The following is a 16447-nucleotide window of genomic DNA, read 5'->3' as shown; positions in this document are numbered from 1 at the left end:
AGAAGATACAGGATTCAAGCGAAACGGATACTGCTCCTATAAGGAAGCGCATCCGTTTCTGCTTGAAATATACTTTTTTTAAGCAAAACAGCAGGTTTTTTAGCCTGGAGATGGCTTAAGTGAAAGAGGAGGTACTTTGAAGTGCAGCAGAAATGGCAACGTTGGAACATAGCTTCACGAAAGTGGTTATGGATAATTGTGGTGATTGGTGTGCTTGCCGCATTGCCTGTCGTCTATGACCGTCTGCAGACGGAGAAATCTTCCAAAACGGTTGAATTTGTTTTTGATTACCGCGACCTGGTGGATGTAGCCAGCTACCGGGCAAATCCGCAGGATTATATTTCCCAGCAGCTTGACCGGCTGAAGGCTGCCGGTGTGGGAAGCATGGCCATCTATGAGAACACGCTGGAGGATTACCGCAAGGCCCGCAGGCTGATGATGTGGGGAGCGGCGGATATCGCCAACCTGACGGATACCGTGATTCCGGAGAACGAGAACTATACATATGTCCTCTTTACCAGCCCGGAGAATAGTGAAGCTCTCGCTCCGGTTATCCGTGATGCCTTCAGCGGCCTTGAGATAGCGAGCGAGGACTGGAGCTTCCGCGGGCAGCAGGGGCTTATTATCCGTACCCCGCTGGAGGATGCCACGCTGAAGCCGTTGCAGCCTGACCCGTTCACCCTGGAGATGCTGCATGACAAAGGTTTTAACATTGTTCCTCGTCTTGTGGATTCTCTGCCTTACAATGAGGCTGCCGTTACGAAGCTGCTTGATCAATATCAGGAGCTTGGAGTCAAGCGTCTTCTTTTTGAAGGAGAGTCTGTCAAAGGGTTTAATGATGACGCTGATTCGGGCAGCATCACTGCATTTGCCGACCTTCTTAAGGAGCGCGGGATGGGGATTGCCGCCATTGAGAACATCAAGGTTCAGCAAAAAGGCTTCAATAAATTGGCCTATCAGCTGGATTACAATGTAGCCCGTCTGTATTCGCTCAGCGAAGCCGACTCGGCTCTGTCTCCGGAAACGATAGCCGACCGCTTTGCCCTTGCAACGAAAGACCGTAATATCCGCATGATTTATCTCAACACCATTCCTTCGCGCAACACAAGCAAGGCGCAGATTACCGACACTCTGGATAATCTCATTACGAGCCTTAGCGGACCTGGAGGCGCCGTGGAGAAAATTGAGAACAACGGATTTACTCTGGGACAGGCAACGGCCTTCGATGTCGTGGATTCCTCATTCCAGCGGTATTTTAAATTGGTTGCCGTTATAGGGGCTGTGGCAATGGTCGCCCTGCTGGTTTCTTATTTTATTCCTTGGCTTGCATTGCCTGCCTTTGCGCTAGGCCTGGCGGGAAGCGCTGGACTGATGCTGGTTAAGCCGGAATTGTTCGAGCAGGCTTTGGCGCTGGCTGTCGCCATTAGCGCACCGACGGTGGCAACCATACTGGCTATACGCAAAATTAATGAAATGGGACCTCCGCTGCGGGCGAATGCATTGACCTATACCGTTATGACTCCGCAGCGCCGCCTGGCCCACAGTCTCGTACTCTACATCAAAACAGCGCTGATCTCGCTGAGCGCCGTGCCGTTTGTAATCGCGCTGCTGAACAATATCACCTACGCTCTGGTGCTTAGTCAGTTCCGCGGAGTCAGCCTGCTGCATCTGGCACCCGTTGCGCTTGTTGCCGTATATGTGCTTCTGTACCGTGGAGAGTTTGTGCTGAACAAGACAGGAAAGCTCCTGCGGACGCCGATTACCTTGGCGTGGGTTATTGCAGCCGCCGTTCTGGGCATCATGGGAATGTACTATTTGAGCCGCACCGGCAATAGTGGCAGTGTAAGCTCTCTGGAGATGACTTTCCGCAACTTTCTGGAGAATGCAGCAGGGGTCCGGCCGCGCAACAAAGAATTTCTGCTGGCCCATCCGCTGTTCATCCTGGGCGCCTTTATGGCGTATAAATACCGGAATGCCGCTTTTATAATGATTATCGCCGTTATCGGCCAACTCTCAATGGTTGATACTTTTGCCCATATTCACTCTCCAATCCTGATCTCGCTCGTCCGGGGATTGCTGGGTCTGGGACTGGGACTCATCATCGGGCTTGTCGCGGCAGGCCTATGGCAGCTTGTGGAAGGGTGTTGGAAACGATGGTCGCCGCTGCTCAAAAAATAATCATTTCGGGCTACTACGGCTTCCGCAACAGCGGGGATGAGGCGGTTCTGCTGTCAATTCTAGGAGCACTGCAGAAGCATTCGCTGGCAACGGGAACAGACGTTGAGCCTGTGGTTTTATCGATAGATCCGGATTGGACGACGGCCACCTATGGTGTGAAGTCGGTACACCGCATGAAGCTTGCAGAGGTGCGCAGGGCAATTTCGGACAGTGCCGGTTTGATCAGCGGGGGAGGCAGCCTGCTGCAGGATGTGACCGGGAGCAAAAGTATCCCGTACTACCTGGGCATCATCAAGCTGGCCCAATGGATGGGCAAGCCTACTTTTATTTATGCGCAAGGGATCGGTCCGGTAAACCGCAAGCTCTTCCATCCAATGATCAAAGCGGTTTTCCGCAAGTGCAGCTATATTTCTGTAAGGGACGAGCAGTCACGCCGGCTGCTGCAATCCATGGGTCTTGAGGAGAATAGGATCGAAGTGGTTCCCGATCCGGTTATGGGTCTTAGCCTTTCGGATAATAATGGAACAGGCAGTAAAGGAACAATTGGCGGTACTGAGCCTGTTCCCGGTCAGGATATTTCAAATTCCCGGGCTGCACTGCAGACTGTTGGGATTTCAGTGCGCTTCTGGGAGCAGACGCACAGGGAGCTGGACGCTATCGCGGACGGGTTGCTGAAAGCCGGTGCACAGACGCCGCTTCATCTACGGCTGTTGCCTTTCCACCATCCTTCCGATAATGAGGCTTCACGTTATATCATGCAGGAGCTGGAGGAAGGAATTTTGCAGCACGGCGGAGAGATCAGCATCTGCGAAGATGCACTTCATCCGCAGCAAATGCTCCTTGAGGTGGGGAATTGTGACGTGCTGATCGGAATGCGCCTGCACAGCCTGATTTATGCAGCAGGAAGACGGGTGCCGCTGATCGGGATTTCTTATGACCCGAAGATTGATCATTTCCTGGAGCAGGTCGGCTGCCAGCCTGTTGGATCGACTGCTTCACTGGACAGTGGAAAGCTTGCCGCCGAAGTGCTGCAGCTTTTGGCATCAGGGGATGATTGGAAGCGCAAGCGTGAGCCGCTGATTGCATCTCTGGTCCGGGAAGCCGAGGCACCGGCCCGGCAAATTATTGAACATTTCCGCCGTAAAGGGTGATTGATAAGTGAAAGCAGAAAGTGTGATACCTACGGTGCCGATCTTCGGCATCCGGGTATCCAAAATCGATATGAAAGCCACGGTTTCCTACTTGACCGAAGCAGTTCAAAGACGTGAGCCGCATCAGGTAATTACAGCCAATCCGATCATGGTGATGACCGCTTTGGAGAATCCGGCATATATGCAGATCATGAAATCGGCCGAGCTGGTGGTTCCTGATGGAACAGGAGTTGTATGGGCAGCGGAATATTGCCGTCAGCCGGTAGCCGAACGTGTCGCAGGTTTTGATCTGTTACATGAATTGCTGCGCCAAGGCGAAAGCTATAGCTGGAGGGTATATCTGCTGGGTTCTACCCCTGAGGTGATTCGCGAGACGGCCTCCCGGTTACAAACTCAGTATCCCGGTATCATCATCGCCGGATATCATGACGGCTTTTTTGGACCGGAAGCGGACGAGGAGATTGTAAATGGAATCATCGATGTCCAGCCTGATCTGCTCTTCGTTGCCAGAGGGGCGGATAGCCAGGAGCCTTGGATCGCCAAATACAAATCCCGGCTGAATATCCCGGTGATGATGGGTGTCGGCGGGAGCTTTGATGTGATCTCGGGCAAGAGCCGCCGGGCGCCAAAGGCCTTCCAGAAACTCCGTGCAGAGTGGTTATACCGACTTCTCAAGGAGCCTACCCGTTACAAAAGAATGCTTGCGCTGCCGAAATTTGCAGTAAAAGTGCTGCGTGAGAAAGATAAAGTGACAAAAGCCCATTGAAACCCGGTTATTTACCATGAAAATCCGTTCAACCGCTTAAAAACGGAATTGGAATTTGTTTTTAGTTCAGCGTATAATTCAATGCGGTAGAGAAATGGGGGTCGACTGATCAAATGTTAATCATATACATCGCCGGATTCGTTGTGTGCATGGGACTTGCACTGCTTTTGACACCGCTGGTGAAGAAATTCGCTATTAAGATTGGTGCCACGGATGTGCCGAATGCCCGTAAAGTGCATACTAAGATTATGCCCCGCCTCGGCGGACTAGGTATTTTTCTGGCGTTTGTGTTAGGTCTGCTTGCCGTGTTGCCGATTATTCCTTATGATTTTACTCCGCGGGAGGCAAGCTTCATCAAAGCGCTGCTCTCAGGCGGCGGACTGATCGTTCTTATCGGCGCACTGGATGACCGGTTTGAGCTTTCGGCAAAGGTGAAGCTGCTGGGCCAGATTGCCGCAGCGTGCATCGTTGTTTTCGGATTTGGAATCACTGTTGATTTTGTGAATATTCCATTTAATAATACGTATTCTTCTCTGGAGAGCTGGATTGCCATTCCGCTGACGGTCTTCTGGATTGTCGGGGTCACGAACGCTGTTAACCTGATTGACGGGCTGGACGGGCTCGCTGCCGGAGTATCCGGTATTGCGATTGCAACTATTGCGGTGATGGCCTTTCTGATGGGCAACACCATGGTCGCGCTGCTTTGCCTGCTTTTGCTTGGCAGTATCCTGGGCTTCCTCTTCTTTAACTTTCACCCCGCCAAGATTTTTATGGGGGATACTGGCTCGCTGTTCCTGGGCTTTTGCCTCGCCTTGCTTGCCCTGCTGGGATTCAAACAGATTGCGGTTGTCTCCTTTATTACGCCGCTCTTAATTATCGGAGTTCCACTGTCGGATACGTTTTTTGCCATCGTCCGCCGGAAGCTGCAGAAGAAACCAATCTTCGCTCCGGACAAAGGCCATCTGCATCACTGCCTGCGTGAGCTTGGCTTCAGCCACCGTCAGACCGTACTGATTATTTATGGCATCGCCGCCTTCTTCGGAGTATTGGCTGTTATCCAGACCTCTGCATCTCTGTACGAAGCCAACTGGGTAACCTTCGTAGTCATTTGCGTCATGCTCTTCTTCCTGCAGATCGGTGCGGAGATTACCGGTGTCATCAGTAAGACCAAACGTCCTGTGCTTAATTTCCTGCTTAGAATGAGAGTGAAGCTTAATCCGGAGCGCGGCTCCAAATCATAAAAGCATCCCAACCGTAATCATGCTATTATTTTCCTTTAACTGACAAAGCCCATCCTTTTTAGGATGAGCTTTTTTTGTATATTCCTAAAAAATCCTTCGCCAATGACCGATAAAGAACAAAGTGAAGGATAACGAGAACATAAACTCAAAGGAGAGATATACACATGTTACGCTTTAAGAGACCATTCGTTTGGCTGCTGCTGGCGGCTCTAATCGTTTCCATGTTCCCAGGCCAATATACGCCGCAAGCCGCGGCAGCTACCACGACTTATTTCAGTCCGGATGATCTCACGCTTCGGGATACGGTAGCGCTTAATCCTGATGTGGTAGGATCAATTACACGTTCGAATGTGTATCTGACCACAAATCCAACCTTATCTATTACAGGGACTTACTCACAAGTAACGGCTTCAAGCATGAAGGTTACGATTGAGCAGTTAACTCAAGATAGCAGCGGGAAATGGGTTACAGATTCTACCAGGTTAACTACCGGTACTGTTACGCCTGACACCAATAGCCCGAGCAACCGCTTTACGGCAAGCGGTGTGGTTTTATATACAGGGTTCAACAAAATCACCTTTTCAGGCATGCAGGGGAATCTGACGCGTTCTGAATCTTTCTATGTGCTGTATGACAAAGTGCCTTACCTGACCTCTCTCCAGGTACTGGGTGGCCCGACTGCTCTCAACTTGAATGAGGGAACCCAGGTGGTAGTTCCAGTCGATTCAATTACGCTTCAGGGTAAGGCGACGAATGCTACTCAGGTTACAGTCTCATTAAATGGTGGAACGCCGCTCTTGACTACACTTTTGGAAGACGGTACCTTCTTTACACCGGCATTAACGCTTAAACCGGGGTTAAGCTCACTGAAAATTAATATTAAGAATGCTTCTGACTCTATAGACATTGAGCGTTCCCTGTATTTCTTTGATACAAATCAGCCATATGCTTCATTAAATATAGTTCATGATACCCAAACCTATAATTTGTTGAATAATACGCCTACCTTAAGCAGTGAAGCATCTACTGTGGCTGGTTTTTCCGGTCAGGTGCTTGTGCCCTATAACAGTTCTACCTTCGCCAGCTCTGCCGTAATGACGATTAATAAAGGTTCTTCGCAGGCAGTGGCGATAACTTCATTGGGCGTAACTGAAGAATTGACTATTCCCGGCGCCGATGGAGTAACTCCGGCATATAAGCTGGTGAAATTTACGACTTCAAGTAATCTGACTCTTGTGTCAGGTTTAAATGAATTTACTTTGGCTGTGGATTATGGCAATTACAGCAGTTCGTTGGTCTATTCCTATCGATATTTGCCGGGTGAAATTGTCATTTCAGATATGTACTACCTTCCGGGATACACCGGAACTGGCAGCATAACAGGCATTTCGAAACTGCCGCTCAGCGGCCAACAAATGGAGAAGGACAATTTCTACATCCTGGTCAAAACCAATATACCAGTACCTGCGGCAACCAAATTGACTGCTAACTACCTGCCGCTCAGCACTCAGGCGTTAGCGCTGTCAGATCCGCCTATCACCGGGGTGGCGGGACTCGGAACGAACGAATATATTTATCAAATTACCGGCTTCTCCAATGGACAACAAAAGGTGCAGTTCCGGTATGGGACCTCGGATTCTTATTATAACGCTGACATTTCTTATGTATCCAAGAACTATATTTATGTGAGTAATTTGCAGGATGGGCAGACCTATGAGTTTAATTCTACTACTGATACCAAAATTAACGTTTCCGGTGAATATATTGGATTCGAGAATTTCGTTAGTGCGCAGGTGCAAATTAACGGTATAGATAGTAATCTGCTTCCGGATACATTGAACGGCAATGGTGTTGTTGTCAGATCGAATAGCTTTGCCTTGGGTGTTACGGATACTAAGCAAACTTTTAACTTTGATTTGTGGGTTACCCAATCGGGACCGCTCGTTTACGGTGAAAATAAAATTGTGTTTACAGGAATTTCTCAGGATAACGGTCAGAATCAACGTATCATCACCAAGGAATTAAAAATTTATATTATTGACACCAACGTTTCGAACTTGAGCCAATTCCATCCGGCACTAGGAACAGGCCGCACAACCTTTACCAATCAATCCTTATCTAATGAAACGGAACGCAATAAAATTCTGGCCCTGCCTGCAGAGTTTGTATATAAAGATGAAAAGTACACCACCAATCAGGAAACCTATGATTTGGTGCTAAGAGGCGGGGGCGCTACGATTCTGAATTTGTACAGAGGATCAGAACTGGTGTTCTCATCTGTTGGAATAGCGGACATGCTGGGAACTTCCGATAAGTTGATAGGTCCTATAAATTACGGCACCACTGCACAATATTATGACTATTACGGCAGCAGTACTGATTTCCTTCTGCGTCTTCGTGATTTACAATTCGATGCCCCAGGAAGCCATGTATATACCTTAGAATTAATTAATAAGACTGGCGCTAGAACTACACAGCGTCTTGAAATAGTTCGTGAAGTTTCACCATACAGAATATTGTCACCTGTAGCTACAGTTGGTGATCAAATTGTCGTGAACAAGAACTTCGTCCGTTTCGATATTGAAGCAGAAGGTGCGACCAGGGTGCTTATCGACAAATATGAAGCTACTAAGCGTACCGATTTGGACAACAGATTCACCTATGATTATGTAGGCCTGAAACCCGACAAGGCAACAGCCATCAAAATTCAAGTCATTCGCGCAGACTCAACTCTGAATGATACGGTTTCTGTGTACTATGCCAGTGCCATTCAGGTTGATACACAATATATGGCGGAGAAGGTAGCGACGAAGTACACCGTGTTCAATAAGTCGCTGGAACTGACTTTCCCCAAGGGAACTATAATGAAGGGATACACTACTACGGGGGCAGCTAAATACTACCCGGATACGAAGCTGTTGTTTGGTATTGCCGATCCTGTTGACGGAGTTGTCGAGCGTACCAATGATTACGGGAACATTATTAATGTCAGTCCAACCGATGAGCGCACTCTCGGTGGTAAGCTTCCGCTGGTCATTCCGCAAGAGCTGGTGCTGCGGTTTACATCGACTGCCGCTACGAATAATTTCACAAGAGTATCCAGTATTTACTGGCTGAATGGCGGTCTTGGAGAATCGGGAACCAAGGGCTCGCAATCATACCTTCCGGCGACAAATGGTATTGCTCCATATTCAATTGAAGGATATTTTACCCAATACAGCTCAACACGAAAAATCGTACCTTCCCAACGGGGCGAACTTACACTCAGCTTTAACTCGAGTGTTGTAGACGAAGTCGGATCAACTATTACGGTATTCCGTTATACTGACTCGGGAAAATGGGAGAATATTGGCGGAGAGGTTGATACTAAGGCCCATACCGTAACAGTTCCATTTGATGAATTCGGTTATTACACGGTCATGAAGCTGCGTCGCGGTTATACCGATATTACCAATCATCCTTGGGCCAGAAATATTCTGAATGGGCTCTATTCCAAAGGTATTATGAACAATTTGCGCTCTGATGCATTCGGAGCCGATGATACGACCACACGGGGAGAATTCGCTACCCTGCTTGTTAAGGGGCTCAGCATTCCTTTGAGCTACAATACAAGCCAACAAACGTTTTTTGATATTGTGCCGGAAGCTGTATCGACAACTTGGGATTTCAAATACATCGAAACGGCTGCAAGAGCAGGTATTGTCACCGGGCTGAGCGATGGATTCTTTGGTCCGGATCAGCCGCTTACACGCGAACAGGCGGCCGTCATGATCGCACGGGCACTGAAATTAAAGATGTCAACAAATGATGCGAAATTATTAACGAGTCTGTCCAAATCTTTTGTAGACAGCGGAAGCATGGACTTCTATTCACGTCCTGCCATCGAAGCGGTTTCCAAGGCTAAAATTATGGAAGGCAGCGCTACTACGACAACCGGTTCGACCAAAGCGCTCTATAATTTCAATCCAAAGGGTAAGCTGACACGTGCAGAGGCAGGCAAGATAGCTGTTGAGCTTCTTAAGAAGAGCACAAGCATTTTCCCGAAAACCTTTAACTAAAGCAACTTGGAATAAAAGCGGTCGAATACACACAAGATACTTGTGTGTGATCGGCCGCTTCCGTTTTTGCTGATCAAGGAACTGCAAATGTGAATTATCGCGACATCTTATATAGATAACTTGATGTTACCAGACATAAACTTTGTATTCTGCACCATTTTACGTTACAATAATTTAGAAAATAATATTTTCTGAAAGGTGAAAGCCATCGATGAAACCGATTTTATCAAAAGCACAGCTGGACTACATGAAAGCAAAGAATTCGTTTGAGAATAGAGCAAAAGTTATGGAAAAAGAAATTGCCGCAAAACGGGCACTGCAGGAGATCACACAAGAGGTTATGGAAGAGCTTGTACAGGCTACAGGGTTCCATGATGCATACAACGACCTTGTAACGGCCGAAAATGCTTTGATCGAGTGGTCGCATACCACAATCAAGCATGAGAAGACCTACCGCGAGAACCGCGGGGCAATTGATGCCATGTATGAGAATGTTAATGCAAGTCCTGAGAAGCGTCAGGAATTGATCCAACTATCGATGAAAATTCGTTAGATTATAGCTATAGATAAAAGCGCCGGAAACGGCGCTTTTTGTTTTTCTCGCGATTAGCCAAGCTGGGACAACTAACCGGAGAGAGTCCGGTCGGTGTAAGAACAGATACGCCTTGCGGCTGACAGGCAACAGTTGGATAGCTTCTAAGCTTGTAGTCCTGTGACCAAGCGGCGCTATGGGTTTGTCCGGGCTAAATGGGATGACCAGCGGAAATCACTTTCTGAACGCCGAAGCTCCCTCTCGAAGAAAGTTGCTATTCACATAATTAGACAACTCATTGGGTTTGAAATAGGGTAATTATGTTTATTTACTTAACAAATATTGCTTAATGACGTTTTGAAAGCCTCTATGCTATACTGATTCCCGTAGCTACCCATCATTAGAAATAGTTAGTAGAACATACATATGTATCTTCTATTGGAACGGGAGCAGATCACACGCAAAAAAATTTTTCTAACAAAGCGCAACTTTCTCCAATCATTTGCGTTTAAGGTGTAGAGTCATTTACACTAGGCATTTGCCAGATAACATTTAATGTTGAAGGACATTGCCAAATGGAAAAATTAGCTTTACGTGACTTGAGGCACATTGTATAATACTTAGGTAGAATTAGGAATCTAGTATTACTATGCCTTGAAGCTGTTTACAAGTTTCTGTGATACCCGTCACAGACATTATTTATACTTAATATGCTCAACTCGGGAAAGGGGGTGCATCGGCTAATGAGTGACATGAGCTACCCAACTAAAGAAAAATCTCAGTTCATGAACGTCCAAGGAGGAGAAAAAAAGGTTATGAAGAAAATTTTATCCGTAGCATTATCTACAGCAATGGCATTCTCGATGTTTGCCTCTGTAGCGTTTGGTGAAACTGCAACAACTCCACAACAGAAATTTGATGCTTTGGCAGCTAAAGGTATTCTCAACGGATATCCGGACGGTCAATCTCATCTTGAAAAAGACCTGACTCGCGCTGAATTTGCTAAGATCGTTACTAAACTGTTCGGTCTTACAGAAATTACAGGCAAGTTGTCTTACAACGATAAAGGTTACACTGCAAGCAACTGGGCAGTTCCTTACATCGAAGCTGTTACTGCAGCTAACCTGATGCAGGGTAAAGATACTGTTAAAGGTATCTTCGACTACAACGGCAAAGTAACAGTTGAAGAAGTAGCGGCTGTATTGTTCCGCGCTTTGAAACTTGAAACTCCTGCTACAACTGATAACTCCGCATCCGCATGGGCTAAGGGCTATGCTCAAGCAGTTATCAACGCTGGTCTGGTTGCACAGAGCACTAATTTCAAAGGTAACGCTACTCGCTCTTTGGTAGTGGAAACTGCTTATGCGGTTGATTCTTTGAACGAAGCTCCGGCACTCAAGACTGTTGAAGTTTTGGACGCTAACACATTGAGCGTAACCTTTGTTGACGGCAAAACAGCCGAAATCAAATTGGAAACTGCTCTTGTTGCTGACAAAGCAACTGAAGTGACCTTCACTTACAACGGTTACACTTACAAAACTACTGTTACCCTGACTGCTCCTGAAGTGAAATCTGTAACAGTTTTGAATGCTAAGCAACTTTTGGTTACATTCAACAGAACTGTTGATGAAACTTCCGCAGAAACAGTAACTAACTACACATACCAAATCAATACCTTGAGTGATGATGTAGCAATTCCATCTGACAGTGAGCTTGAGTTGTCTGCTGATAAGAGAAGTGTAACAATCACTACTCCATATGCTATTAACTACAGCTTGGGCAACATTACTGCTGGAACACCATTTAAGTTCTTTGTAAGTGGTGTGAAGGATACTGCAGGAGCAACTGTTGCTGATTACAGCACTACTTTGACTGCTACTGATTCCGTGGCTCCAGTTCTTAGCGCTGCTAGTTCAACTGCTAGAACTACCACAAATATTGTTACATTGACATTCTCTGAACCAGTTGATCCAACAGGCGCTATCGTTTATGTCGGTGGTGTTGCTGCTACTGTAGCTGCTGGTTCTACACCAACTACAATTAAAGTAACAACTAGCCAAACTTTGACTGCTGGTACATCTTATGATATCAGCGCACTGAACTTCAAAGATTTTGCTGGCAACTTCTTGAATCCTAATCCAACTGCTTTGTCTGTAACTGTATCTTCTGATGTAGTTGCGCCGGTTGTTCAAAGTGTTACTGCGACTCGCGATAACAAATTGACAATTAAATTTGATAAATCTATTGATGCTGACAGCGTTCAGACTGCTGGAGCGGTAAAAGTTCTTGACGGAAATGGCTCTGCTATCTCCCTTGATCTTTCCAAAATTACAGTAAGCACCAGCACACTGAGTGTTATTCTTCCTACACTTCCATTCAACTCTGCTGGAACCTTTACTGGAACAGTAATTCTGACTGACGCTATCACTGATACTCTGGGTAATGCCAAAGCGACTTCCAGTCATGCGATTTCTGTGACTAAAGACGTTGTAGCTCCAGTAGTTCAATCTGCTTCTTATACTACTAGCGCAGTTGCCAGTGGTGAAATTGTAGTGAAATTCAGTGAAGATGTTGCAGCGATTGGTGCAACTACTGCCTTCACATTGATTAACTCTAATGGTGTTGTTGTAACAACTCCAGCACTTACTGGCCTGTCTTCCGATGCGGATGATGCAACGCAAATTCGTGTCACTACAGGAACTGCTTTGTCTGCAGGCACTTATACTCTGCGTGTAAACAGCGGAGTTGCTAAAGACCTGTCCAGCCAATCCAACACTAACGGTGCTGCTGTTCTGACATTTACAGTAGGTGCATCTTCGGATTCCACTAAACCAGTTGTAGTTACGACTACTGCTGCTGCTACTGCTGCTACTTCTTCCACTTCCGGTTCGAAAATTGCTATCACACTTACTGATAACATTGGGCTGGATCTTGCATCTGTACAAAGCGTAAGCAACTACCTGTTGAATGGTAAGGCTCTTCCAACTGGTGCTTACGTCACTGTAGCAATTACAAGCGGTTCTGAAAGTGCTGCTACTGGTGTGACTGCAACAATCAACCTGCCTTCCGGGTCTGTTGCTGAAACAGCCAGCTACACTCTGAACGTTACCAATGTGAAGGATAAAGTGGGCAATATCGCTAACCCGGTTGCGATCACTGGTCTTGCCTTGGTTGATGATGTAGCTCCAACACTGAGCACTGCGACAATTTCCAGCAATGGACTTATCGTTATTGGATTCAGTGAAACTGTATCGGGAGTTACACCTGCAACTTATGCTGATTTCGAATTCGTAATCAACAGTGTTACAGTTACTGGTGCACAATTGCAAAACATTGCAAGCTTTGTACCTGGTACTGGAACAGATGCTGGTAAATATGTTGTCACTCTGAAACAAACCGTGGTTGATGGACGTCTGTTCCTGGATCTTGATAACAGCGGTACTTACTCGACCGGTGATATCTCCATCCAAACAAGCTCCAGTGCAACTACTGGTACATTTGATGTGAATAAGGTTACTAGCCTCATTGTTAAGGTTTCGGATACAGCTTCTCATGTAACTGACCTGAGTGCTCTTGCTAACCCAATCACTGCCGGCACAAGCATCACAGTGAAATAATACCTTTCACTTAAGCTTCAATTTAAGGCAGAGAGCAGTAATGCTCTCTGCCTTTTTATTTATTCTCTTCTCAAACATGAATTGAAAGGAATGAGCTTCAACCCGATGAATAAACTTACGAAAATATCTGCGGCTACAGCAGTTCTGGGGGTTACTCTTGTTGCAGGGTCATTATTGAATCCCTTTGCTGAAGGTGCAAGTGTCGGCTCGCAGCCGGGAACGGCGGATGATCCGGTGGTCACCAAAAGCTATGTTGATCAACAAATTCAGAAAGCTCTTCAAGGTGGGGCTGGGGCTACCCAAGCTCCGGCAGCCACGGCTACTCCTGTGCCAACAACCGCGCCCACCGGTGCACCTGTCCAGAATGCTTCAACTGCGTTTGTTATAGTCGATGTGAAGCCAGGCCAGACACTAATTGCCGGAGCAGGTGCTGAGTTTATTGTACGGGCCGGCAAGGCAGTGATCATTACTCAGGATAGCAATGGCGTAGGCGATCTAACTGACGGAATCGATCTTGCCAACGGAGCTGCGGCTCCTGCCAACCACTTGTTGTCTTTTCCGCGGGAAGGCCGGGGAATTGCTGTTCAAGAAGGCCAGACCTTGGGATTGGTTGTGATGGTGCGCGGCACTTATACACTTAAGTAGTCTGCATCACGTAATCAATTTAAGTAGAAAATGATTTTATTACTTATTGAATATAATGCCCTTGCAATAACTTGAAAATACCTTCGGAACGCATTCCCACAGTTGACAAACATTGAGGCGATTCAAAGTCATGGATTCAGCACACAATACTTCCTGTAATCTTAAAAAATACTCAGGAGGTGCTTTAACATGGCACGTACTAATCGCACAGTGGTACCGGAAAGCCGGGCAATGCTGAAACAAATGCAGTATGAAATTGCATCTGAGTTTGGTTTATATGGGGCTTCTTACGGTGGGGGGACAGATACGGAATTTGCCTCCGAGCTGGGTGCAATGGGTGCAGGGACAGGCAGTATTCCTTATCTGGGCCATCTGACTTCCCGGGACAATGGTTCTGTTGGCGGAGAAATCACCAAGAGGCTTGTGAAGCAAGCCGAGCAGTCTCTTTTTAAATAATATCAGCAGCGCAGTTTCCAAGGAATTGTGTTTGGATATTGGAGCTATAAGCAGTTTGTCATTATAACTCTTATTGCAACGGGATGAGGCTTCCTTCAATTGACAGCATACGGTAAATAAGATAATATGACATTTGTGGGAAGCCATAAACCTTTTCCAATCGGAAAAGGTTCATTTTTTGAACTTATCTGACAATATCAACTATGATTATTGAGTCAGGGGATAGAGTAGACGGTCCGCCATAAGCGGACAAGCAGGTTGGCACAAGTTTTTTTGATTTATTTTTGTCCTGTATCTACGATAAAGCCCTTATAAGTGTCAGACTAACAATATGGGAGGTTGTTGTATTGTCTATTAAAGGACGGCATTTGTTTACTTCCGAGTCTGTAACGGAAGGGCATCCGGATAAAATCTGCGATCAGATTTCCGATGCGGTATTGGATGCTTTTTTAGCTAATGATCCTAATGCCCGTGTGGCTTGTGAGGTAGCTGTTGCAACCGGCCTGGTATTGGTCATTGGTGAGATCAGCACCAAATCGGAATATGTAGATATTCCGGCGATTGTACGCAATACGATCAAAGAGATTGGCTACACACGTGCTAAATTTGGTTTTGACTATAATACTTGTGCGGTGTTGAGCTCGCTTAATGAACAGTCTGCTGACATTGCCCAAGGGGTTAATGCTGCGCTGGAAAACCGTGATCCTGCACAGGTTGCGGAAGAGACTGCGAATATCGGTGCTGGTGACCAAGGGTTGATGTTTGGTTTTGCCACCAATGAAACCCCTGAATTAATGCCGCTGCCGATCGCACTGTCTCACCGTATTGCCCGCCGCTTGTCGGAGGTCCGTAAGGATGGAACTTTGGAATATCTGCGTCCGGATGGCAAAACTCAGGTGACTATTGAATATGACAATGAAAGACCGGTTCGTGTGGATACCATTGTTGTCTCCACTCAGCATGCAGAAGAAATTTCGCTTGAGCAAATACAGGCTGACATTAAGGAATATGTAATTTTACCGGTGGTTCCGGCGGAATTGCTTGATGAGAATACGAAATATTTTATTAATCCGACTGGACGTTTTGTGATTGGCGGTCCACAAGGCGATGCCGGCCTGACCGGACGCAAGATTATTGTCGATACATATGGCGGATTTGCCCGTCATGGGGGCGGTGCCTTCTCTGGTAAGGACCCGACCAAAGTTGACCGTTCTGCGGCGTATGCAGCCCGTTATGTAGCCAAGAATCTGGTTGCTGCCGGTCTGGCTGATAAATGCGAAATTCAATTGGCATATGCCATTGGTGTAGCTAATCCTGTCTCGATTAATGTAGATACATACGGAACAGGTAAAATCAGTGAAGAAAAGCTGGCTGAGCTGATTAGCGGCAACTTTGATCTTCGTCCAGCGGGAATCATCTCCATGCTCGATCTGCGCAAGCCTATTTATAGACAAACCGCCGCTTATGGCCATTTTGGACGTACTGACGTGGATCTTCCTTGGGAACGCGTGGACAGAGCTGAAATGCTGAAGGCCCAGGCAGGACTTTAAATAAGAGCCTTTCAAAGCTAGGTGTAAATTCAATTACTTCCTTCATTATATGGAGGTCCGCAGGACAGCGCTTCGATGGTTGAAGCTTGCTGCCCTGCGGGCCTTTTTTTTGCTGCGAATTTGAAGCTAACCGCATACTGCCTATGCAGCTTCCATTCGCGGCAGAGGAATTAATACACATGCTTCTCTCATCCCGGAAGTCTTCTAAACTTTGGAAGCCTATTAGCCGAAATATAAGAATATATGTACAAAC

Annotated in this window: 10 protein-coding genes; all 10 read left to right on the top strand. The window is 46.7% G+C overall.

What is annotated here, in order from left to right:
- The first annotated feature begins 141 nt into the window (after positions 1-141).
- The 10 genes from HYD27_RS09895 to metK all read left to right on the top strand — a co-directional run bounded on the left by HYD27_RS09895 (position 142) and on the right by metK (position 16194).
- On the top strand, positions 142-2178 hold the full coding sequence (locus HYD27_RS09895; RefSeq protein WP_219214305.1) for a DUF5693 family protein: 2037 nt from the start codon (positions 142-144) through the stop codon (positions 2176-2178).
- On the top strand, positions 2154-3329 hold the full coding sequence (gene csaB / locus HYD27_RS09890; RefSeq protein WP_219214303.1) for a polysaccharide pyruvyl transferase CsaB: 1176 nt from the start codon (positions 2154-2156) through the stop codon (positions 3327-3329). The genes HYD27_RS09895 and csaB overlap by 25 nt, the downstream gene beginning before the upstream one ends.
- A gap of 7 nt (positions 3330-3336) precedes the next feature.
- A complete protein-coding gene (locus HYD27_RS09885) occupies positions 3337-4095 on the top strand; it encodes a WecB/TagA/CpsF family glycosyltransferase (RefSeq protein ID WP_219214300.1) in 759 nt (252 codons plus the stop codon).
- Between the two features lie 113 nt (positions 4096-4208).
- Positions 4209-5336 carry a glycosyltransferase family 4 protein gene (locus tag HYD27_RS09880; RefSeq protein ID WP_219214297.1) on the top strand — a complete coding sequence of 376 codons (1128 nt, stop codon included), beginning with the start codon at positions 4209-4211 and terminating at the stop codon, positions 5334-5336.
- A gap of 164 nt (positions 5337-5500) precedes the next feature.
- Entirely contained in the window at positions 5501-9394 is a 3894-nt protein-coding gene (locus tag HYD27_RS09875; protein ID WP_219214294.1) for an S-layer homology domain-containing protein, read from the top strand.
- 211 nt (positions 9395-9605) lie between these two features.
- Complete coding sequence (locus HYD27_RS09870; RefSeq protein WP_219214292.1) at positions 9606-9947, top strand: hypothetical protein; 342 nt, start codon at positions 9606-9608, stop codon at positions 9945-9947.
- Positions 9948-10669: 722 nt separating this feature from the next.
- The gene (locus HYD27_RS09865; RefSeq protein WP_219214289.1) at positions 10670-13543 is read left to right on the top strand and encodes an Ig-like domain-containing domain; all 2874 of its coding nucleotides are present in this window, start codon (positions 10670-10672) and stop codon (positions 13541-13543) included.
- A 105-nt stretch (positions 13544-13648) separates the two neighbouring features.
- Positions 13649-14188: a hypothetical protein gene (locus HYD27_RS09860; RefSeq protein WP_228745067.1), complete on the top strand. Its 540-nt coding sequence runs from the start codon at positions 13649-13651 to the stop codon at positions 14186-14188.
- 189 nt (positions 14189-14377) lie between these two features.
- The gene (locus HYD27_RS09855) at positions 14378-14644 is read left to right on the top strand and encodes an alpha/beta-type small acid-soluble spore protein (RefSeq protein WP_219214283.1); all 267 of its coding nucleotides are present in this window, start codon (positions 14378-14380) and stop codon (positions 14642-14644) included.
- Between the two features lie 347 nt (positions 14645-14991).
- On the top strand, positions 14992-16194 hold the full coding sequence (metK, locus tag HYD27_RS09850; RefSeq protein WP_219214281.1) for a methionine adenosyltransferase: 1203 nt from the start codon (positions 14992-14994) through the stop codon (positions 16192-16194).
- The last annotated feature ends 253 nt before the right edge of the window (positions 16195-16447 follow it).

Source organism: Paenibacillus sp. S150 (genome assembly GCF_019352175.1).
Lineage (GTDB): Bacteria > Bacillota > Bacilli > Paenibacillales > Paenibacillaceae > Paenibacillus_AQ.
This window is presented reverse-complemented; position numbering and strand designations above follow the sequence as displayed.

Coding starts and splice junctions, on each gene's coding strand:
- HYD27_RS09875 (WP_219214294.1), top strand. CDS start 5,501: ATGTTACGCTTTAAGAGACCATTCGTTTGGCTGCTGCTGGCGGCTCTA.
- HYD27_RS09860 (WP_228745067.1), top strand. CDS start 13,649: ATGAATAAACTTACGAAAATATCTGCGGCTACAGCAGTTCTGGGGGTT.
- HYD27_RS09870 (WP_219214292.1), top strand. CDS start 9,606: ATGAAACCGATTTTATCAAAAGCACAGCTGGACTACATGAAAGCAAAG.
- csaB (WP_219214303.1), top strand. CDS start 2,154: ATGGTCGCCGCTGCTCAAAAAATAATCATTTCGGGCTACTACGGCTTC.
- HYD27_RS09880 (WP_219214297.1), top strand. CDS start 4,209: ATGTTAATCATATACATCGCCGGATTCGTTGTGTGCATGGGACTTGCA.
- HYD27_RS09865 (WP_219214289.1), top strand. CDS start 10,670: ATGAGTGACATGAGCTACCCAACTAAAGAAAAATCTCAGTTCATGAAC.
- HYD27_RS09855 (WP_219214283.1), top strand. CDS start 14,378: ATGGCACGTACTAATCGCACAGTGGTACCGGAAAGCCGGGCAATGCTG.